The 17,886-nt window shown below is 65.3% G+C and carries 18 protein-coding genes; 10 read left to right on the top strand and 8 right to left on the bottom strand.

The features are described 5' to 3' along the window. The first annotated feature begins 84 nt into the window (after positions 1–84). On the top strand, positions 85–1,257 hold the full coding sequence (locus tag AC1DYL_RS00790; RefSeq protein ID WP_477156664.1) for an MFS transporter: 1,173 nt from the start codon (positions 85–87) through the stop codon (positions 1,255–1,257). A 94-nt stretch (positions 1,258–1,351) separates the two neighbouring features. Next, positions 1,352–2,512, top strand: coding sequence for an MFS transporter (locus AC1DYL_RS00785; protein WP_477171694.1), 1,161 nt, complete (start codon positions 1,352–1,354; stop codon positions 2,510–2,512). Here AC1DYL_RS00785 and AC1DYL_RS00780 read toward each other — a convergent pair. From AC1DYL_RS00780 to AC1DYL_RS00760, 5 genes are all read right to left on the bottom strand, one after another. Further along, positions 2,509–4,047, bottom strand: a complete 1,539-nt coding sequence (locus AC1DYL_RS00780; protein WP_477171693.1) for a permease — start codon at positions 4,045–4,047, stop codon at positions 2,509–2,511. The genes AC1DYL_RS00785 and AC1DYL_RS00780 overlap by 4 nt on opposite strands. Next, entirely contained in the window at positions 4,047–4,808 is a 762-nt protein-coding gene (locus AC1DYL_RS00775) for an ABC transporter ATP-binding protein (protein ID WP_477156667.1), read from the bottom strand. Before AC1DYL_RS00775 ends, AC1DYL_RS00780 begins: the two co-directional genes overlap by 1 nt. A 147-nt stretch (positions 4,809–4,955) precedes the next feature. Further along, positions 4,956–5,978, bottom strand: a complete 1,023-nt coding sequence (locus AC1DYL_RS00770) for a ribonuclease T2 family protein (protein WP_477171692.1) — start codon at positions 5,976–5,978, stop codon at positions 4,956–4,958. Positions 5,979–6,047: 69 nt separating this feature from the next. Next, complete coding sequence (gene cfa / locus AC1DYL_RS00765) at positions 6,048–7,142, bottom strand: cyclopropane fatty acyl phospholipid synthase (RefSeq protein WP_477171691.1); 1,095 nt, start codon at positions 7,140–7,142, stop codon at positions 6,048–6,050. 114 nt (positions 7,143–7,256) lie between these two features. Next, complete coding sequence (locus tag AC1DYL_RS00760; protein ID WP_477171690.1) at positions 7,257–9,233, bottom strand: bifunctional 2',3'-cyclic-nucleotide 2'-phosphodiesterase/3'-nucleotidase; 1,977 nt, start codon at positions 9,231–9,233, stop codon at positions 7,257–7,259. A 220-nt stretch (positions 9,234–9,453) separates the two neighbouring features. Here AC1DYL_RS00760 and ypfJ point away from each other — a divergent pair, with 220 nt between their 5' ends. The 4 genes from ypfJ (at position 9,454) to AC1DYL_RS00740 (ending at position 12,205) form a co-directional block, all read left to right on the top strand. Further along, positions 9,454–10,350, top strand: a complete 897-nt coding sequence (gene ypfJ / locus AC1DYL_RS00755; RefSeq protein WP_477171689.1) for a KPN_02809 family neutral zinc metallopeptidase — start codon at positions 9,454–9,456, stop codon at positions 10,348–10,350. A gap of 27 nt (positions 10,351–10,377) precedes the next feature. After that, entirely contained in the window at positions 10,378–11,211 is an 834-nt protein-coding gene (locus AC1DYL_RS00750; RefSeq protein WP_477171688.1) for a neutral zinc metallopeptidase, read from the top strand. A 2-nt stretch (positions 11,212–11,213) separates the two neighbouring features. After that, entirely contained in the window at positions 11,214–11,726 is a 513-nt protein-coding gene (locus AC1DYL_RS00745; RefSeq protein ID WP_477156672.1) for a cupin domain-containing protein, read from the top strand. Between the two features lie 227 nt (positions 11,727–11,953). Next, the gene (locus AC1DYL_RS00740; RefSeq protein ID WP_477148920.1) at positions 11,954–12,205 is read left to right on the top strand and encodes an EF-hand domain-containing protein; all 252 of its coding nucleotides are present in this window, start codon (positions 11,954–11,956) and stop codon (positions 12,203–12,205) included. Positions 12,206–12,271: 66 nt separating this feature from the next. Here the strand turns inward: AC1DYL_RS00740 and carA are convergent, their stop codons facing one another. After that, positions 12,272–13,477 carry a glutamine-hydrolyzing carbamoyl-phosphate synthase small subunit gene (gene carA, locus AC1DYL_RS00735; protein WP_477148921.1) on the bottom strand — a complete coding sequence of 402 codons (1,206 nt, stop codon included), beginning with the start codon at positions 13,475–13,477 and terminating at the stop codon, positions 12,272–12,274. Between the two features lie 129 nt (positions 13,478–13,606). On the opposite strand from carA, the gene AC1DYL_RS00730 reads away from it, so the two are divergent. Both AC1DYL_RS00730 and AC1DYL_RS00725 read left to right on the top strand, forming a co-directional pair. Continuing rightward, on the top strand, positions 13,607–13,978 hold the full coding sequence (locus AC1DYL_RS00730) for a VOC family protein (protein WP_477171687.1): 372 nt from the start codon (positions 13,607–13,609) through the stop codon (positions 13,976–13,978). A 3-nt stretch (positions 13,979–13,981) separates the two neighbouring features. After that, a complete protein-coding gene (locus AC1DYL_RS00725; protein WP_477171686.1) occupies positions 13,982–14,434 on the top strand; it encodes a GatB/YqeY domain-containing protein in 453 nt (150 codons plus the stop codon). Here AC1DYL_RS00725 and AC1DYL_RS00720 read toward each other — a convergent pair. Beyond that, positions 14,431–15,600 carry an MFS transporter gene (locus AC1DYL_RS00720; protein WP_477171685.1) on the bottom strand — a complete coding sequence of 390 codons (1,170 nt, stop codon included), beginning with the start codon at positions 15,598–15,600 and terminating at the stop codon, positions 14,431–14,433. The genes AC1DYL_RS00725 and AC1DYL_RS00720 overlap by 4 nt on opposite strands. Positions 15,601–15,753: 153 nt before the next feature. Here AC1DYL_RS00720 and AC1DYL_RS00715 point away from each other — a divergent pair, with 153 nt between their 5' ends. Both AC1DYL_RS00715 and AC1DYL_RS00710 read left to right on the top strand, forming a co-directional pair. Further along, a complete protein-coding gene (locus AC1DYL_RS00715; protein WP_477171684.1) occupies positions 15,754–16,332 on the top strand; it encodes an HdeD family acid-resistance protein in 579 nt (192 codons plus the stop codon). 16 nt (positions 16,333–16,348) lie between these two features. Next, a complete protein-coding gene (locus AC1DYL_RS00710) occupies positions 16,349–16,918 on the top strand; it encodes an HdeD family acid-resistance protein (protein ID WP_477171683.1) in 570 nt (189 codons plus the stop codon). Positions 16,919–16,922: 4 nt separating this feature from the next. Here AC1DYL_RS00710 and AC1DYL_RS00705 read toward each other — a convergent pair whose 3' ends face one another. Continuing rightward, positions 16,923–17,801 (bottom strand): YihY/virulence factor BrkB family protein, encoded by an 879-nt coding sequence (locus AC1DYL_RS00705; RefSeq protein ID WP_477171682.1) that lies wholly within the window; start codon positions 17,799–17,801, stop codon positions 16,923–16,925. Positions 17,802–17,886 lie beyond the last annotated feature (85 nt).

The raw sequence follows: 17,886 nt of genomic DNA, 5'->3' as shown, positions 1-17,886 counted from the left end.
AGTTCAATGATCGTTGAACTAGGGGTTGACGTGGGGCCGGCCGAGGTTCATTTGTTCAACAATCATTGAACTAAGGGAAGTCACATGGACACGCGGCTTATCTGGCTCGCGCTCGGCACCTTTGCCGTCGGCGTCGAGGGTTTCGTCATCGCTACGCTCCTGCCGGCCATCGCGGCCGATAGCGGCGTGACGATCACGCAAGCGGGTTATCTGGTCTTCGCCTATGCCATTGCCTACGCGGTGGGAGCGCCGGTGCTTTCGGCGTTCACCGGTAAGTTCGACCGGCGGCCGCTGCTCGCTGTGGTGGCGCTGGTGTTCGCGACAGGCGCGCTGCTGGCGGCGATCTCGCAGGGCTATGCGATGCTGTTGATCGCGCGATTGATCATCGCGGCATCGGCCGGCCTTTATGCCGCTACGGCTCAAGCAGCGGCGGTGACACTGGCTCCGCCCGAGCGGCGGGCGCGGGCGGTGGCGACGGTGGTTGCGGGCACGACGATGGCGGTGGCGCTGGGCGCGCCGATCGGAGCGTTCCTCTCAGGCTTTGCCGGCTGGCGCGGCACCTATTTCGCCATTGCCGGTGTGGGTGTGCTGACTGCGGCAGCGATCTGGATGATGTTGCCCAAGGGCATACAGGGCGACCGGCGCGGGCTTGGCGAGCGGCTGGGGGTGCTCAGCGTGCCCGGCCTGCTGCCTGCGCTGCTGACGATCCTGCTCTACATGGCCGGCCCGTTTGCCGCATTCATCTACCTCGGGCCGGTGACCACCAAGCTGATGGGGCTCGACGCCGGGCTGCTGCCCTTCGTGATGCTGGCCTATGGCCTCGGCGCGGCGCTCGGCAACCCACTGGGCGGGCAGTTGTCCGACCGGATCGGGGCGCAGGCGACGGTGACCATCGCCGCGGTGCTGAACATCGTGTTCCTGGTGCTGCTCGGCGCCATTCCGCTGTTGCCGCAGCCGGTGGTCATGCCGGCCTACTTCGCCTTCATGGTGGCCTGGGGCATCGCTGGCTGGATGTTCGTTCCGGGACAGGTGAGCCGAGTGGTTGCCTTGTCGCCGACCTCGGCGCCGCTGGCGCTGTCGCTCAATGCATCGTTTCTCTATCTCGGGACCGCGCTGGGTGCGCTGGTTGGCGGCGTGGTGCTCGAGCACCTGCCTATCGGCGACCTGGGGTTGGTAGCGGCGATCTTCCCGGCCCTTGCGTTGGGCATCCTGGTCGCGAGCCGTCCACGCGTCGTACCGATGCCCCGGCTCGGCTGAAGCCGATGCCCCGGCTCGGCTGAAAGGCTTAGCCCCCGCGCCTTGACCGGTGCCGGGGGCCCTCCTAACCATCGTCGGGCGAGGGGCTTCGACGATGGACGTGCGACTGCTGTGGTTGGCGCTGGGCGCATTCGCCGGCAGCGTCGAGAGTTCGCTCATCGTCAGCGTGTTGCCGGCCATCGCGTCCGAGACGGGCGTCAGCCTCTCGCAAGCCGGCTATCTGATCTTCGGCTATTCCATCGCCTACGGCATCGGCACGCCGGTGCTCTCGACAGTGTTCGGGCATGTCGACCGGCGGTCGGTGGTGGCCGGCGCGGAGTTGCTGTTCGGCCTGATGGCGCTTCTGCTCGGGGTACTGCCGGGGTTCCTGCTGCTGGTGCTGGCGCGTACGCTCCTGGCGCTCGGGGCGGGGCTGTTCACTTCCACAGCGCAGGCCACGGCCGTAGCGCTGGCAGCGCCGGGCAAGCGTGGCACGGCGATATCCACGGTGGTGATGGGCGGGTCGATCGCGACGGCAATCGGCGCTCCGGCCTCGGCGCTGGTGGCGGAGTTCCTGGGCTGGCGAGCTGCCTATATCGGGCTCGGGATGCTCGCGATCATCGCCTCGGCGACGATGTGGCTGAAGCTGCCGGACGACATTCACGGTGACCGGCGGACCATCCGCGAACGCCTCAGCGTGCTGAAGGTGCCGGGGGTGCCGCTGACGCTGCTCACCTCAGGCGTAACGGTGCTGGCGAGCTTCACCTTCTTCAACTACCTGGCGCCGGTGACCACCGACTTGCTTGGCCTCGACCGGGTGCTGCTGCCCTTGGTGATGTTCGCGTTCGGGATCGGCGCGATGCTCGGCAACTATTTTGGCGGGCGCATGGCTGACCGGATCGGCGGCAAGCAGACGACGCTGGTCATCCTCGGCTTGATGATCGTGCTGTTGGCTGCGCTTCCAGTGCTGGCAACGCTGCCACGGGCGGTGGTGTTGCCGGCGTTCTTCGTCCACATGGTGCTCTATGGCGTCGTCTCGTGGGGGTTCTTCCCGCCGCAGCTGCACCGGCTCGCCACTCTGGCACCGGCGGCGGTGCCCCTTTCGGCGTCGCTGAACCTCACGGCAATGAATGTCGGCGGGGCGCTGTCGGCACTTGTCGGCGGGCTGGTGCTCGAGCGTCTCGGCATCGCCTATCTCGGGCCGATCGGTGCTGTCGCCGCGGTGGTGGCGCTGGTGATTGCCTACCTGGCGCCGGACCATCGCGAAGCGGTCTAGACCACCCGCTTACCCTTGGGGCTGAGGCCCCAGGCGGCGAACAGCACGATGACGGCAAGCCCGGCCGGCAGGATAGCCAGCAGCTGGTTGCCCGCCGCAAGGACGGCGGCGCCGGCCCACATGATTGAGCTCAATGCCTCGGAGATGGTGGCGGTGCGCGAGGCGACCTGGCGCCGGCGGAACATGGCGCGGCGCATAGGCACGCGGAACCACAGCTGGATGGCGGTCGCGGAACCGGCCGAGATGGCAACGAAGATCGCGGTGATCCAGGCGAGTTCCATGGAGGCGATGCAGACCAGCAGCAGGATGGGCGCAAAGACCACGGCAATGGAGCAGAGCACCGCCTCGATCTTGGCGATGAGCACGGCGCGCGGATGGATCGGCGCGGTGACCACGAGGTCGTGCGCGTCCTCGCCGGAGATGGCGAGCCAGGAGAGGCCGCCCGCGAGCTGGCCGGCCGCCATGACGATCACCGGGATGACGACGACATAGGTGCCGGCGCTCTGGCCGTACGAGACCCAGAGGAACAGCGCCGGCGGGAACAGATAGAGGATCTGCATCAGCGTCTGGCTCAGCAGCCACGGATCGCGCAGCAGCAGGCGCCACTCCTTGACGCGCAGGGCGTGGCGTTGCGAGGCCTTGCGGAATGGTCGCGTGGAGGCGGTCTGCTGCACGCGGGTGGCGGAGACACCAGCGGCGGCGATGGCGTGCTGGGCGAAGCCACCGGAGGTCATGCGGATGATCAGGGCGAGGACGCCGAGGCCGAGCAGCAACACCAGCAGCATGGCGCCGAGATCGCCCATCGCCGCTTTGGCGGGGAGCCAGACGAGGTTGGACGGCTCCGGCGTGCCGGCGACGAACTCGGGCGATTGCAGCACCGAGAAGCGGTTCATGTTGCCGAAGCTGAGGATGGCGACCGCCTGGATGCCGATGACGAAGCCGGCGCCGACGATACCGGCAATGATCTGCGCGATCAGCCGGGTGCGGGCGGGGCCGATGCTGCGGAACAGGCCCACGGTGACCAGCACCGAGATGGCGGCCGAGATCGCGCCGAAGCCGGCCAATACGCCATAGGCGGCGAGCCACTTCGGACCGCCGTAGATGACCAGCACGTTGATGATCGGGCTGGCGAGCAGGCACGCAAGCAGCACGGTGCCGAAGGCGGTGGCGCCGGTGCGGACGGCGAAGACGCGGGCCGAGGATGCGGGGGAGCTGAGGATCAGGTCGAGATCGGAGCGCGAGTAATAGGCGCGGGTCACCGATTCCAGCGCCTGGCTCAGCATCACGGTCCAGAACAGGAAGCCGCTGCCGGTGACCAGCACCAGCGTCGATTTGTCGACGACGATGCCCTTGGCGATCCAGGGGGCGAGCAGCGCATAGGCGAGCCAGTGCAGGCCGAGGTAGAACATGGCGAGCGTGACGAACAGCACGACGCCGCGGACTTTACGGCCTCCGGTGGTCATGGCGAGCCAGTCGCGCCAGGCGAGGCGGAACTCGTGGGCGGCGAACCAGGAAAGCGTGGCCGGTGTGCTCATCAGGCGGCGACATCCGCCATGTCGGCTTCCTTCTGGGCGACCAGATCGAGGAAGATTTCTTCGAGCGTGGTCTCACGGCCGATGCGGGCGCGCAGTTCTGCGAGCGTGCCTTCGGCGACGAGGCGGCCGTGGTTGATGACGCCGATCCGCTCGGCCATGCGCTCGGCGACTTCGAGGATGTGGGTGGTCATGATGACGGTTACGCCGGACGCCACCTTCTGCTTCAGCACGTCCTTGACCTGCCGGGCGGAGCCGGCGTCGAGGCCGGTGAGCGGCTCGTCGAGGATGATCAGGCGCGGGTCGTGGACCAGTGCGCCGGCGAGGGCGACCTTCTGCAGCATGCCCTTGCTGAAGCCGCCGCAGCGCTCATTGGCGTGCGGGCGAAGGCCGAGCCAGTCGATCAACGCGTTGGAATGACGCTCGGCCTCGCGGGCATCGATGCGCCAGAGGCCAGCGACGAACTCGAGATATTCGAGTGGGGTAAGGCGGTCGTACACCATCGGCTCGTCGGAGACCCAGGCGACGATCGATTTGGCGGCGATCGGGTCCTTGGCGGCGTCGATGCCATAGACCGAGATGGAGCCTGCTTCCGGCTTCAGTAGCCCGGCGACCATGCGGAGGATGGTGGTCTTGCCGGCACCGTTGGGGCCGAGCAGGGCGTAGAACTCGCCGGCCTTCACCTTGAGCTCCAGGTCGATGACGACCGGCCGGTCAAAGCTCTTCTTGAGCCCGGAAATGTCGAGGGCAAGGTCGGCTGGCATGCGTGAGGCTCCGGTCGTGATGCCGGAACCTTAGTGCGGCCGCCTTGCGGCGAGGTGAACTGGTTCGGTTAAGAACAATTGATCGGAGCGCGGAAGATATGGCGGTCCCACGAAGAGGATGGGCGGCGCTGAGGCCGCCCACCTCCGTCAGAGTCCGGCGCGATCGATGATGACGCTGGGGCAGTTGCCGGCGCCTTGCGACGCACCGTCGTGAATGAGGCTCCCGAGGTCGCTGTCGGGAGTGATCACGCCGGCAAGTGAGATCTGCAGTTCGGTGAGCACCATGCGGTTGCCCGCCTGCTCCTTCTTGCAGTTGATCTCGACACGGTCGCCAGCACCGGGCCCGAAGGCGGCATCCACCGCGGCCCGGATCTGCGCCGGGGTAACCGAATTGTCGATGTTGTCGACCATGAAGCCGACGAGCGAAGATGCGTTGAGATCTTCCATCAGCGCCAGGGTTTCGGCGAAATAGCTCTCCATAGGCTCCTTGTAGCAGGTGCCGTGGACCAGCCACTCGTGGCGTTCGAGGAAGGACGCCGTGCCCGGCATGACGACCTTCAGCCGATCCATCAGTTCGGCCGGGATCACCACGGCCGGCAGCAGGCGCCAGGTTGCCGGCTTGTCGTTGGCCTTCATCTCCGGGGTGACGCCGACGCAATATTCGCGGCCTTGCGGCTGCGGCCAGAGGCCGTGCAGCGCGAAATGGCTCGCGTCGAACCGGTCCTCACCCTGGTTGAGGCATTCGACCTTGTCGGGCTGCGTCTCGCAGAAGCCCGGCTGCCAACTGGCGGCCAGCATGTAGATGTCCGAACCGGCCGGCAGACCAGCATCGCCGACGTCGACATTGCCGTCATCGTCTGGGGTCGGGGTCGGTTGGTCGGGCGCCTCGACGGTCCTGACGCCACAGCCGACGGCAACCCAGCGTTCCTGCGGCGCGACGCCCGGAATGATCATTCGATAGTGGGACGGACCATCCGGCCGGTTGATCTCAACGAGTTCATAGGCACGGCCTGGCTCGACGAGAATGCCGCCAGGATTGGTTTGGTTGCGGAACGACTGAAAGGCCGGGCAGGCCTGCTGTGCGATGAAAAAGCCGTCGATCGGTACTGCCGCGGCTGGAGACGAAACCGACGCGATAGCCAAAGCAGAAAGTATCGATACGAACTTCATCTTCACCCTCCCAGCGAAATCTGAAGCCGGGAGAGTAACGATTGAGTAAGTCACGTCAATGACAGAGTGTCAGCGCTGCGTCACATAGCCATCCGGAACACCGCGCGTCGACAATACGAACTGCCAGACCTGCAGCACCTTGGCGCGGAAGCCGCCGGCGCAGCAGAGCAGGTAGTACTTCCACAAGCGGTAGAAGCGTTCCTCCTCCGGGTTGCGATCTTTCTTCCAGTTGCGGTCGAAGTTCTCGTACCAGGCGACCAGCGTCTTGTCGTAGTGTGGGCCGATATTGTGGACATCGATAACGCTGAACAGCCCGTCAATGGCCTTGCCGATTTGGGCCATCGAGGGGATGACGCCGCCGGGGAAGATGTACTTCTCGAGCCACGCCTCGATGGTTTCCGTCGACCATTGCGAGCCGATGGTGTGCATCATGAACAGGCCATCGTCCTTGATGACGCTGCGCGCCTTCTCGAAGTAGGTGCGATAGTTCTTGTGCCCGACATGCTCGAACATGCCCATCGAGACGACATGGTCAGTCTTGCCCTCGAACAGGCGGTAGTCCTTGACCTGGAACTCGACGGGGAGGTGCTTGTAGCGCTCGCGGCCATAGGCGGCCTGATCGGGGGAGACAGTGACGCCGACGCAGTTGGCGCCGTACTTTTCGGCGGCAAAGCCCATGAAGGCGCCCCAGCCGCAGCCGATGTCCCAGACGGTCTGGCCGGGTTGCACGCCGATCTTGCGGCACACCATGTCGAGCTTGGCTTCCTGCGCGTCATCGAGATTGGTGACGCCCTCCGGCCAGTAGCCGCACGAGCCGGTCATGCGCTTGTCGAGCGAGGCCTTGTAGGCCTCGGTCTCGTTGTAGTGCATGGCGGCGACGCGCTGCGAACGGGCGATGTTCTGCATGTTCAGGATGCGCGCCTGGACCACCTGCCAGACGAGGTTGGTAGTGACGCGCACGCCATCGGGAACGCGCGAGCGCAGCACGCGATTGAAGAACTCCGCCATGTCGGCGACATCCCAGATGCCATCCATGTAGGCTTCGCCGAGGCCGAGGGTGCCCTGGCCGTAAAGTCGTCTCCAGAATTCTTCTGAGTGGATCTGAGGGTCCCACGGATTGGGCCCGTTCAGGGTGATATCTGCCTCCTTGAGGAGGACTTCCATTTGTGGGGTGGCTCCCATCGAATCCCTGCTCGTTCAACTAGACAAACGCGGGAAGCCAATGCCCCTCGAAGAGGCAAGTCAAGGGCGGCAGCCGGGGCTGCCGCCCTTGGTCGGTCATAGGGTGATGCGGTAGACGCCGAAGCCGGCTTCGCTGGTCTTGCCGGTTGCTTCGATCTTCACGGCGGTGACGTCGGCGAGGTGTTCGGCGGCTTTCGGGCCCGTTTCGAACAGCACGGTGCCGCCGATCGGGGCGAGCGACCAGTTGCTGTCTGCCTTGGGCTCGATGGTCTTCTGGTCGATGATGTAGCGCACGATGATGTCGCGGTTGGTGTCGGGGCCCTTGAACACGATCTTGTCCGGCCCGATGCCCGGGAAGGTGCCGCCGCCACCGGCGCGGTAGTTGTTCGTCGCGACGACGAACTTCTGCGCCGGATCGATCGGCTTGCCGTCGAATTGCAGGTCGATGATGCGGCTCTCGGTGTTGCCGAGGTCCTCGCCCTTGGGGCCGTATTTCGAGGGCTTGGTGACGTCGATCTTGTAGGTGACGCCGTCGATGACGTCGAAGTTGTAGGCAGGGAAGTCGAGGTTGATCAGCGGCTGGTCGGCGCCGCCGGCGGTGACCTGGTTGAAGATGCCGGCCGAGCGATCGAGCCAGTTCTGCACATCCTGGCCGGTGATCACCACGGCCTGGATAGTGTTGGGATAGAGGTAGAGATCGGCGACGTTCTTGATCGCCACCGGGCCCACCGGGACGTCGGTATAGTAGTCCGGGCCACCGCGGCCACCGGCCTTGAACGGCGCGGCGGCGGAGAGGATGGGCAGGGCTTCGTTCTCGGTGCCCTTCATCATCTGCTCCAGGTACCATTTCTGGGCGATGTTGACGATCTGGACGGACGGATCGTCGGCGACGAGCGCGAAGTAGGAGTGGAGCGGTGCAGCGGTCTCGCCGACCGGGCGGCGGATGTAGGCGAGCGTCTCGTCGTGGTCATCCTGAGCGGCAGCGAGAATGGACGCGACGCTCTCGACCAGCGCCTTCGGTTTGCCTTCGACGCGCTCGAAGATCGGACGGGCTTCGGCAGTGTGGGAGACGACGCTCCACTTGCCGTCGGCGGCCTTCTCCAGCAGCAGGTCGATGAGGCCCATGTGCGAGCCCCAGAAACCGGCCATAACGGCGGGCTTGCCGGCGAGCGTGCCGGCGGTCAGGTCGGCGCCTTCGAGGCCCTCGAAGTCCTTGGAGTTCGGAAACACCAGGTGCTGGTGGCCGGTGACGATGACGTCGAGGCCTTCAACGGCCGCAAGCTGCAACGCAGCGTTCTCGGCCTTGGGCAGGCCGGTATCCGCGGCGATGCCGGTGTGGGCCAGCGCGACGACGAGGTCAGCGCCCTCGGCGCGCATCTTGGGGATGTAGGCCTTGGCGGTCTCGACGATATCGCGGGTATCGACCTTGCCCGCGAGGTGGGTGTTGTCCCAGGTCATGATCTGCGGCGGCAGGAAGCCGATGAAGCCGATCTTGATGGACTGCTTGGCGCCGGCGCCGTCGGTCAGTTCCTTTTCGACGATCTTGTAGGGCGCGACATAGGTCGTGTCCGACAGCGGATCGGCGCCCAGCTCACCCTTCGCCAGATTGGCCGAGACGATCGGGAAATTGGCGGCGGCGATGGCGGCGTCGAGGAACTCGAGGCCGTAGTTGAACTCGTGGTTGCCGAGCGTGCCGACCTCGTAGCCGAGGGTGTTCATCGCGGCGATGATCGGATGCGGCTCGTTGGTCAGGCCCTTCTCGTAGGCGATGTAATCGCCCATCGGGTTGCCCTGGATGACGTCGCCATTGTCGATGAGAATCGAGTTGCCGGCTTCGGCGCGGATCGAATCGATGATCGCGGCGGTACGGGCGAGGCCCAGCGTGTCGTTCGGCGCATCGGCGTAATAATCGTAGGGGAACACCGCGACATGCAGATCGGTGGTTTCCATCAGGCGAAGATGCGCCTGGCCGGCGGCTGCCTGCACCGCGAAGGGGTGCAGCACCACGGCGGCGCCGAGCGTCGCCGAACCGGCGAGGAAGGCGCGACGGGAAATCGAGTAATTGTAGTTCATGGACGTCTCCCACAACATTTGAAGAATGCGTGACCCGACGGAACGTCGGCTCTGCTGGCCGGTTATCCCGCATGGCGATGATGGCCTCAGATGCCGCCGCTACGTGACGCTGCAATGACGGCGGCGATTGTGACAGTGGCCTTTCTGGACCATCTGGTCAAATTTGCTGTCGTGCCGTGATTGGCAGTACTATTGTGGGCCGGTCCCAGGGAGAAAACGGATGAAGTGGCAAGGACGTGAGCGCAGTTCGAACATCGAGGACCGGCGCGGCCAGGGCGGCGGTGGACTCGGCGGATCGGGCGGCGGTTTCGGGCCGCTCGGCGGCTCCCGCATCCCGATGGGGCGCGCTGGTGGCGGCGGGCTTGGGCTCATCGGTATCATTGTCGTGTTGGGCATCATCTGGTTCGCCACGGGGCAGAACCCGATCGACATCCTGACGGGCGGTGGCGGCGGTACGACGACGTCATCGAGCCAGTGGTCACCGCCGGCGTCGACCGCCGGGCAGGACGAACTTGCCGATTTCGTCGGCGTGGTGGTCAAGGACACCGAGAACCTCTGGGGCGAGGTGTTCCAGCAGAACAACATGACCTACCAGCCACCCACGGTGGTGCTGTTCAGCGACGCGACGCAATCGGCATGCGGCGTGGCGCAGTCGGCATCGGGGCCGTTCTACTGTCCGAACGACAAGAAGGTTTATATCGACCTGGCGTTCTACGATCAGCTGCGCCGGCAGTTCGGCGCGCCGGGCGATTTCGCCCAGGCCTACGTGATCGCCCATGAAATCGGGCACGCGGTGCAGGACCAGACGGGCGTGCTGCCCGAGTTCAACCAGCGGCGCGGTGCGATGAGCCAGGAAGAGCAGAACGCCTATTCCGTGCGGGTCGAGCTGCAGGCCGACTGCTATGCCGGCGTTTGGGCGAACTACGCCAACCGGCAGAACTACCTGGAGCAGGGCGATGTCGAGGAGGCGATCAACGCCGCCAACGCGATCGGTGATGACACGCTGACCCGCGGCCAGGTGTCGGAGCGCAACTTCACGCATGGCACTTCGGCGCAGCGCATGGCCTCGCTGAAGAAGGGCATGGATACCGGCGATGTCAGCCAATGCAAGCTATGATGCCGCGCTAACGCGGGGGAACGGCCGATGGGTGTGATACCCGCCAGTATGATGCCGCATGTGAAGCGGTTCGGCTGGTCGGGCGCGCTGGCGTTGGGTGTGGTGATCGCCATGCTGGCGGGAATCAACCCGATCACGCTGATCACCGGCAAGGTTTCACCACCGCCGCCGCCGACTTCGATCACTGGCGTACCGGCCAGCTCGGCGACGCTCGAGCAGATAGCCGCCTATCCGCCGGTGGTCGCCGGCGAGGCGGAACTGATGTGGAGGCGGTTCTTTCATCAGACGGCCATCCGCTATCCGCGGATCGCGCTCAGCGTGGTCGAGAGTTCGAGTTCGTTCGGCTGCGGCATGGCGGGCAAGGACCTGACGGTGCTGTATTGCCCGGCGAACCGCGTGGTCTATGTCGACACCAGCGCGTACGAGCGGGTGCGCGCGAAGTTCCCGCTGGGTGCCGACTACGCCATGGCCTACCTCATCGCCGAGGCTTACGGGCATCACGTGCAGTGGGCACTTGGGTTGTTCACTGACCTGGTAACGCTGCAGACGCAGAAGGATACCGAGGCGGCCGCGGCGCTGGAGCGTCACATCGACCTGCAGGCCGCTTGCTACGCAGCGATGTGGACGATCACCGCGGGGATCGATGAGCTCGACAGGAACGCGGCGGTGATGGCCGCTGTCGACGCCGTTGAGGAAAACCGCCACCGCGCGATCATCAACCTGCCGCTGGGCATGGTGGTGCCCGAGGTGCTGGCGACGGCCAGCAAAGAGGCGCGGGCGACCTGGTACGACCGGGGCTACGCCATCCCGGCGCCAGGTAGCTGCAAGCTCGAGAAGATCATCAAGGAAGGGCAGGTGTGACCATGCGCGGACGTCTCGACGGATTGCGAGTAGAGCGGTTCTTCGATGATGGCACGTACCCCAACAGCCGCCTACCGCTGTTGTTCTACGAAGAGGCCCTGCCGCGCGGCGACGCCGATCCCGAGGCCATGGAGGCGCTTTTCGCCGCCAATGGCTGGCCGCCGGCCTGGCGGGCCCCGGTGTTCACCTACCACCACTACCACTCGACGGCGCACGAGACGCTCGGGGTCGCGCGCGGTTCGGCCCGGCTGTTGCTCGGCGGGCCGGAGGGACGCGAGTTCGATGCCGAGCCGGGCGATGTGATCGTGATCCCGGCGGGAGTGGCGCACCGGCGACTCGACTCGAGCAGCGATTTCCTGGTGGTCGGTTGCTATCCGCCGGGGCAGGACTGGGATCTGCTCAGGGGCGAATCGGGCGATCGGCCGAAGGCGGATCAGAACATCCTGCGGGTGCCGAAGCCGGCTTCCGACCCCGTCGCTGGCGTCGCCGGACCTCTGATAACGCACTGGATGTAGCTGGCAAAACATCGGGTAACGCCGCTGCGGGACAATCGGTTCCACGTTCCGTGGTTGTTCCAAACTGCCCTAGAAATGACCAGCAAATGATCGCCAGCAAGCCGTGATCCGGCCGGTTTGCGATCACATTCGGGCTTAGTCTTTGTCCTCGCCGACAGCGTTGAGGCTGTTGGCCGGACCCGGGCCACCGGTGCCGCTTTAAACCTCACATGGAAGGACAAAACTCCATGAAGAAGCTCCTGATCACCATCGCAGCCATCGGCCTTTCCTCGGCGGCTTTCGCCCAGGCCGCGGCAGTCACCTTTACGTCCGTCGACGCGGACACCAGCGGTGGGGTGAGCATTGCCGAGGCACAGGTTGCCTGGCCCGATCTGACCCAGGAGGCGTTCGACGCCGCCGATGCGAACAAGGATGGTTCGCTCGACCAGGCTGAGTTTGACGCTTATGCGGCTACGCTGCCGGCTCCCGCCGCGCAGTAACTTTCGGCCAGCCATGGCTGAGAGGGGTCGCCTGGCCACCGGCGGCCCCTTTTCTTTGGGCGAGACTTACTCGCCGGCCTTCACTTGCTCGGCCTCCAGCGCCATGCCCTTCTGGGCGCGCACCAGGTTCAGGAACCGGGTGAACAGGTAGTGGCTGTCGTGCGGGCCGGGGCTGGCTTCGGGATGGTACTGCACCGAGAAGATCGGCTTGCCCTCGACCTCGAGGCCGGCGTTGGAGCCATCGAACAGTGAGATGTGGGTCTGCTTGACGTTGCCGGGGAGGCTCTCGGTGTCCACGGCAAAGCCGTGATTCATCGAGGTGATCTCGACCTTGCCGGTGGTCAGGTCCTTGACCGGGTGATTGGCACCGTGGTGGCCCTGATGCATCTTCTGGGTCTTGCCACCGACGGCGAGGCCGAGCAGTTGGTGGCCGAGGCAGATGCCGAACATCGGCTTGCCGGTTTCCATCAAAGTCTTGATCGTCGGCACGGCGTACTTGCCGGTCGCCGCCGGATCGCCCGGGCCGTTCGACAGGAAGATCGCGTCGGGGTTGTGCGACATCACATCCTTGGCGGTGGCGGTGGCCGGCACGACGGTTACCCGTGCGCCCTGGTCGGCGAGCTGGCGCAGGATATTGCGCTTCGCACCGTAGTCGATGGCGACGACGTGGAACTCGGGATTGTCCAGCCGACCGTAGCCCTCCGTCCGGGTCCAGGAGGTCTGGTCCCAGTGGTAGGTCTGCGCCGTGGTGACCTCGCGAGCGAGGTCGAGGCCTTCGAGGCCGGGGAAGTTCTTGAGCTCAGCCTGCATCGAGGGCTCGTGGAAGTAGCCGTCGGGGGCGTGGGCGATCACGCCGTTCGGCATGCCGTTCTCACGGATGCGGGCGGTCAGCGCCCGGGTGTCGACGCCAGCGATGCCAATGATGTTGCGCTTCTTCAGCCAAGCGTCGAGCTTTTCGACGGCCCGGTAGTTCGACGGATTGGTGATGTCGGCGCGCAGCACGCAGCCCCGGATGCCCGAGAGCGCGGCCATGTTGACCGTCTCGATATCCTCGTCGTTGGTGCCGACATTGCCGATGTGCGGGAAGGTGAAGGTGATGATCTGCCCGGCATAGGAGGGATCGGTGAGGATCTCCTGGTAACCGGTCATCGCGGTGTTGAAGCAGACCTCGCCGGCGGCATGCCCAATGGCGCCGATGCCGTGACCTTCGAGGCGCGTACCATCCTCGAGCAGCAGGAGGGCGGTCGCAGGTTTTTGCTGCCAGCCGGTCATGGCGGGGCTCCAAGGGTTCGGGTCGGTGTCGGTTGAGGGCTCTCCTTAGAAGGGGCCCGGCCCAAGCGCAAGTGGCGCACGGGGATTATTGCGCTATATGGGACCGGCAAATCGGGGGAACAAGCGACGATGGCGAGCGCGATTGGCCGCGAGATCGGGACGGTTTTCGTGCCCGTGCGCGATATCGAAGCAGCGCGGGACTGGTACCGCGAGCTGCTCGGGCTTGCACCGGGCGGTGAGATTCTGTTCGGGCACCTTCACGTCGTACCGATGCAGGCCGGCAGCGGCCTGGTGCTCGACAGCAAGGGCTTTGCCGGTCCGCATGACAAGAAGCCGGCCTTCCATTTCAATACCAGCGACATACATGCCGCACATGCCGAAGCGGTGGCGTTTGGCGCGCCTGAGGTCGGTCCGGTGACGGACGGGGTGTTCTTCACCTTCAAGGACCCCGACGGAAATCTGTTGATGGTGGCCGACGTGCCGCCTGCACCAAGGAGCTAGCAAATGCGTGATGCAATCAGCGAAGGCTACAAGACGGCGCTCAAGGCCGGCGACAAGCGGCGTACGGCGACGCTGCGCGCGGTCAATGCCGCGATAAAGGACAAGGACATCGAGGCGCGTGGGCAGGGCAAGGGTCCGCTCGGCGAGCAGGAAGTCCTGGTGCTGCTGCAGAAGATGGTGAAGCAGCGCGAGGAATCGCTCGGCATCTACGAGAAGGCCGGGCGCGACGACCTCGCCGTGGTGGAGCGCGAGGAGATCGCGATCCTCAGCGAATTCCTGCCGCAGGGGCTGAGCGAGGCCGAGATCGAGGCTGCGATCATCGACGCGATCAAGAAGACCGGTGCCGAGGGCGGCAAGGACATGGGCAAGGTGATCGCCTCGCTGAAAGCCGACTACCCGGGCCGGATCGACTTCGGCAAGGCTTCGGCCAAGATCAAGACGGCGCTGGCCAGCTAGGCGGTCGCCTCTACGCCCCGGCGCCGCTCGAGCCACCATGACAAGCTTGCAGCGCCTGCTGCCAGCAGGCTGGTGAGGACGCCGACGGCCGGGATGTCGGCATAGCTGACACCGGCGCTGAGCAGCATGGCGCCGATAAAGGCGCCGCCCGCGATGCCGATGTTGAAGGCGGTGGAGATCAGCGACGAGGCGAGGTTGGGCGCAGAGTGCGCGGCGGCGAGGACACGGGCCTGCAGCGGCGTTGAGAAGGCGAAGCCGAGGATCGAGGTGGCGAGCAGGTTCACCGTCATCCACACCTTGTCGTGCATGGCGAACAGCATGGTGGAGTAGAGCAGCGCCTGCAGCAGCAGCACAGTGAGTAGCGTCGGCATCGGCTTCCAGTCGGTGCCGCGACCGCCCAGAAAGATGCCTAGTACCGAGCCGAGGCCGCCGATCAGCAGGTAGATCGGGACGATGTCGGGGTGGAGGCCGGTGACGTTGAGCATGATCGGCACCTGGAAGGTGCCGAAGGCAAGAGCCCCGATCATCACGAGCGCGATGGTGAGGTAGGAGAGCCAGACCTCCTGGTGGCGCAGTTCGCGCAGCTGCTCGCGGAACGTCGCGTGCCGTTCCCCGGCTTGCCGCGTATCGGGCAACTTCAGGAACAGCACGATCGCCGCGATGGCGCCGAGCGCGGCGACAGCGAGGAACGGCACGCGCCAGCCGAAATGCAGGCCGATGGCGCTGCCGCCGGGCAGCCCCAGCAGGTTGGCGACGGTGATGCCGCTAATGAACAGCGAGAAGGCCGCGCCCCGCCGCTCCGGCGGCACCAGCGCGGTGACGACCACGTTGCCGGCGCCGAAGAACACGCCATGGGCGCAGGCGGAGAGCAGCCGGGCCACCAACAGCAGCCCGTAATCGGGCGCCATGGCGCAGAGCAGCTGGGCGATCGAGAAGACGATCATCAGGCAGATCAGCACGTTGCGCTGCGAGAAGCGCGAGGTGAAGACGGTGATCACCGGCCCACCGATGGCGACGCCGATGGCGTAGGCGCTGACCAGCAGGCCGGCGACGGGGATCGTCACCGCCAGGTCTTCGGCCAGCGGCGGCAAGATGCCCGAGATCACGAACTCGGCCGAGCCGACTGCAAACGCAGCCAGCGCCAAGGCGTAGATGGCGATCGGCATGGCAATCCTCAAAATATCCGCTGGGTTCAGACCATGTCGGTTCGCCGGACGCAAGCTTTGGATGAGCATCCGGTGCCAAAGCCCGACTGAGCACTTGGCGAAGGCGCAAAAACAGCTAACCTCCAATTTGGCAACAACATTGGAGGCGGACCGATGGCCGTATCAAGTGACACCAAGAAGAGATCGGCGTGGATCACCGGGCTACGCGGCCTGCTGATGTTGCTAGCGGGGCTCTATGCGGTGTTTTTCCCAGGGCCGGCCCTGCAGGTACTTGTGATTGCCGGCGGTGCACTATTGCTCATCGACGGGGTGCTGGGGCTGTGGAGCCTGACCTTCGGAGGCGCCAAGACCGGCAACTTCTGGTTCGACGTGGTGCGCAACGTGCTGGCCATCATCACCGGCGTGCTGATCCTGCTGTCGCCGTTCCTTGCGACGCTGCTGACGGCGACGTTCCTCGTCTATCTCGTCGCTTTCCAGTCGATCTTCGTCGGCGTCATGGAGATTTGGGTAATCATCCGCGAGCGCGAGCAATATGCGCGCATCTGGCCGGTGCTACTGTCCGGAGCGCTGTACGTGCTGTTCGGCATCGCGCTGCTGTTCTGGCCGGTGTTCAGCGCGCTGGTATTCGTGACGCTGGCGGGCATCCTCGCCATCATCTTCGCCTTCGGCCTGTTCGGTCTGGCATGGCGGATGAACAAATCGGCGAATGCGACCAAGAGCAACCCTGTGTGATCTCGAGGAGGACAGAATGGCAGCCGAAAGCACCTTACCCTGGCCGAGCATTTTCGCAGGCGTCCGCGGCGTCCTGATGCTGGCGGGCGGACTGTTCGCATTGTTCTCGCCGCAACTGGCGCTCGCGACGCTGGTGTGGGTGGGCGGCGTCATCGTCATCATCGACGGGGTGCTCGGCATCTGGGGCCTGCTGTTCGGCGGCCGCACCAGCACGCGCCTCGGCGTGGCGATCGCGCGGCACATCCTCGCGATCCTCGCCGGCATCCTGATCGTGGCGTTCCCGGTGATCGCCTCGGCGATCGGCATCTCGACCCTGGTGATCCTGGTGGGGATCATGATCATCCTTGTCGGAGCGTTCGCTCTCTATGTGACGGTCGCCGGGCGCGAGCTGCTGCGGCAAGGCACGTTCTGGCCGGAAGTGCTGAGCGCCTGCGCCTACCTGCTGTTCGGCGTGCTGCTCCTGGCGATGCCGCTTACCAGTGCGCTGGTGCTGGTCAGTATCGTCGGGGTGCTGATGATCCTCTATGGGCTGTTCCAGCTCTATATCGCCTGGCAGCTACGGGGCATCGACAGCAAGCTGGCGTGACCGGTCAGCGGGTCCCGACGTCCGGTCGCTTGGATGCGTGAAGCTCGATCTCGGCGTTGAAGGCGGCGCCGAGGACGAGAATTTGCGCTGAGTTGTAGAGCCAGAGCAACAGCACGACCGCAGCCGATACCGAGCCGAAGGTTGCTTCGTAATTGCCCCAGTTCTCGACGTAGATCGAAAAGATCGCGCCCGCGAGCAACCACAACATCGAAGCGAGAATCGCGCCCGGCCAGATGAAGCGGAACTGGCGTGGATGCCGGTCGGGACCCCAGCGGTAGAGGCAGGCGAGGACGAGCACGCTAAGGACCAGCATGAACGGCCAGCGCAGCATCAGGACGATGATCTCCTCACCTGACGGCCACGGGATCAGGGCGGGCAGCCCCGCCACCGTCAGAAGGGCGAGCACGATGAAGATGCCGCCGCCAATGCTGAGGCTCACCGCATAGAAGAGGGACGTCAGGAAACTGCGCTTGCCGCGCTCCCGCCGCACGCGTGACATGGCGAAAAGTAGTGCGTCCACACCGCGCGAACTGCTCCACAGGGTCAACGGAATCGAGATGAGCAGGCCCAAGCCGAGCGTGGTGGGCGGCTGGGCGGCGAGGAGTTTCAGCTGCTCGGCAGCGATGTCGAGCGCCATGTCTGGGACGAGGTAGCGGACGCTGTCGATGGTCTCGACCACCAGCGCACGGTCAGCGACGATGCCGTAGATCAAGGCGATCGTGGCGATGGCTGGAAAGAAGGACAAGAAGCCGAAGAAGGCCGCGGCAGCGCAGCGCGGCGAGGTGTCCGGATCGGTGAAGTAGGACTTCAGCGTGCCGAAAACGATCTCCTTCCAGCGCTGGAAGGCGCTGGGATGCTCCGAGGCGGCGGCGATGGAAGCCATGGCGGTGACCCGGTGTTGTTCGACTATCAACGACCCTGGCGCAGCGAGGTTGCGCTCTGGTGAGCGGGGATAAGGCAGCGGCGAC

The sequence above is a fragment of the Devosia sp. P1_H9 genome, from assembly GCF_056405135.1.
This window is presented reverse-complemented; position numbering and strand designations above follow the sequence as displayed.

What these genes read in the sequence shown, in the direction of transcription:
- AC1DYL_RS00790 (WP_477156664.1), top strand. Translation starts at nt 85, where the DNA reads ATGGACACGCGGCTTATCTGGCTCGCGCTCGGCACCTTTGCCGTCGGC.
- AC1DYL_RS00785 (WP_477171694.1), top strand. Translation starts at nt 1,352, where the DNA reads ATGGACGTGCGACTGCTGTGGTTGGCGCTGGGCGCATTCGCCGGCAGC.
- AC1DYL_RS00780 (WP_477171693.1), bottom strand. Translation starts at nt 4,047, where the DNA reads ATGAGCACACCGGCCACGCTTTCCTGGTTCGCCGCCCACGAGTTCCGC.
- AC1DYL_RS00775 (WP_477156667.1), bottom strand. Translation starts at nt 4,808, where the DNA reads ATGCCAGCCGACCTTGCCCTCGACATTTCCGGGCTCAAGAAGAGCTTT.
- AC1DYL_RS00770 (WP_477171692.1), bottom strand. Translation starts at nt 5,978, where the DNA reads ATGAAGTTCGTATCGATACTTTCTGCTTTGGCTATCGCGTCGGTTTCG.
- cfa (WP_477171691.1), bottom strand. Translation starts at nt 7,142, where the DNA reads ATGGAAGTCCTCCTCAAGGAGGCAGATATCACCCTGAACGGGCCCAAT.
- AC1DYL_RS00760 (WP_477171690.1), bottom strand. Translation starts at nt 9,233, where the DNA reads ATGAACTACAATTACTCGATTTCCCGTCGCGCCTTCCTCGCCGGTTCG.
- ypfJ (WP_477171689.1), top strand. Translation starts at nt 9,454, where the DNA reads ATGAAGTGGCAAGGACGTGAGCGCAGTTCGAACATCGAGGACCGGCGC.
- AC1DYL_RS00750 (WP_477171688.1), top strand. Translation starts at nt 10,378, where the DNA reads ATGGGTGTGATACCCGCCAGTATGATGCCGCATGTGAAGCGGTTCGGC.
- AC1DYL_RS00745 (WP_477156672.1), top strand. Translation starts at nt 11,214, where the DNA reads ATGCGCGGACGTCTCGACGGATTGCGAGTAGAGCGGTTCTTCGATGAT.
- AC1DYL_RS00740 (WP_477148920.1), top strand. Translation starts at nt 11,954, where the DNA reads ATGAAGAAGCTCCTGATCACCATCGCAGCCATCGGCCTTTCCTCGGCG.
- carA (WP_477148921.1), bottom strand. Translation starts at nt 13,477, where the DNA reads ATGACCGGCTGGCAGCAAAAACCTGCGACCGCCCTCCTGCTGCTCGAG.
- AC1DYL_RS00730 (WP_477171687.1), top strand. Translation starts at nt 13,607, where the DNA reads ATGGCGAGCGCGATTGGCCGCGAGATCGGGACGGTTTTCGTGCCCGTG.
- AC1DYL_RS00725 (WP_477171686.1), top strand. Translation starts at nt 13,982, where the DNA reads ATGCGTGATGCAATCAGCGAAGGCTACAAGACGGCGCTCAAGGCCGGC.
- AC1DYL_RS00720 (WP_477171685.1), bottom strand. Translation starts at nt 15,600, where the DNA reads ATGCCGATCGCCATCTACGCCTTGGCGCTGGCTGCGTTTGCAGTCGGC.
- AC1DYL_RS00715 (WP_477171684.1), top strand. Translation starts at nt 15,754, where the DNA reads ATGGCCGTATCAAGTGACACCAAGAAGAGATCGGCGTGGATCACCGGG.
- AC1DYL_RS00710 (WP_477171683.1), top strand. Translation starts at nt 16,349, where the DNA reads ATGGCAGCCGAAAGCACCTTACCCTGGCCGAGCATTTTCGCAGGCGTC.
- AC1DYL_RS00705 (WP_477171682.1), bottom strand. Translation starts at nt 17,801, where the DNA reads ATGGCTTCCATCGCCGCCGCCTCGGAGCATCCCAGCGCCTTCCAGCGC.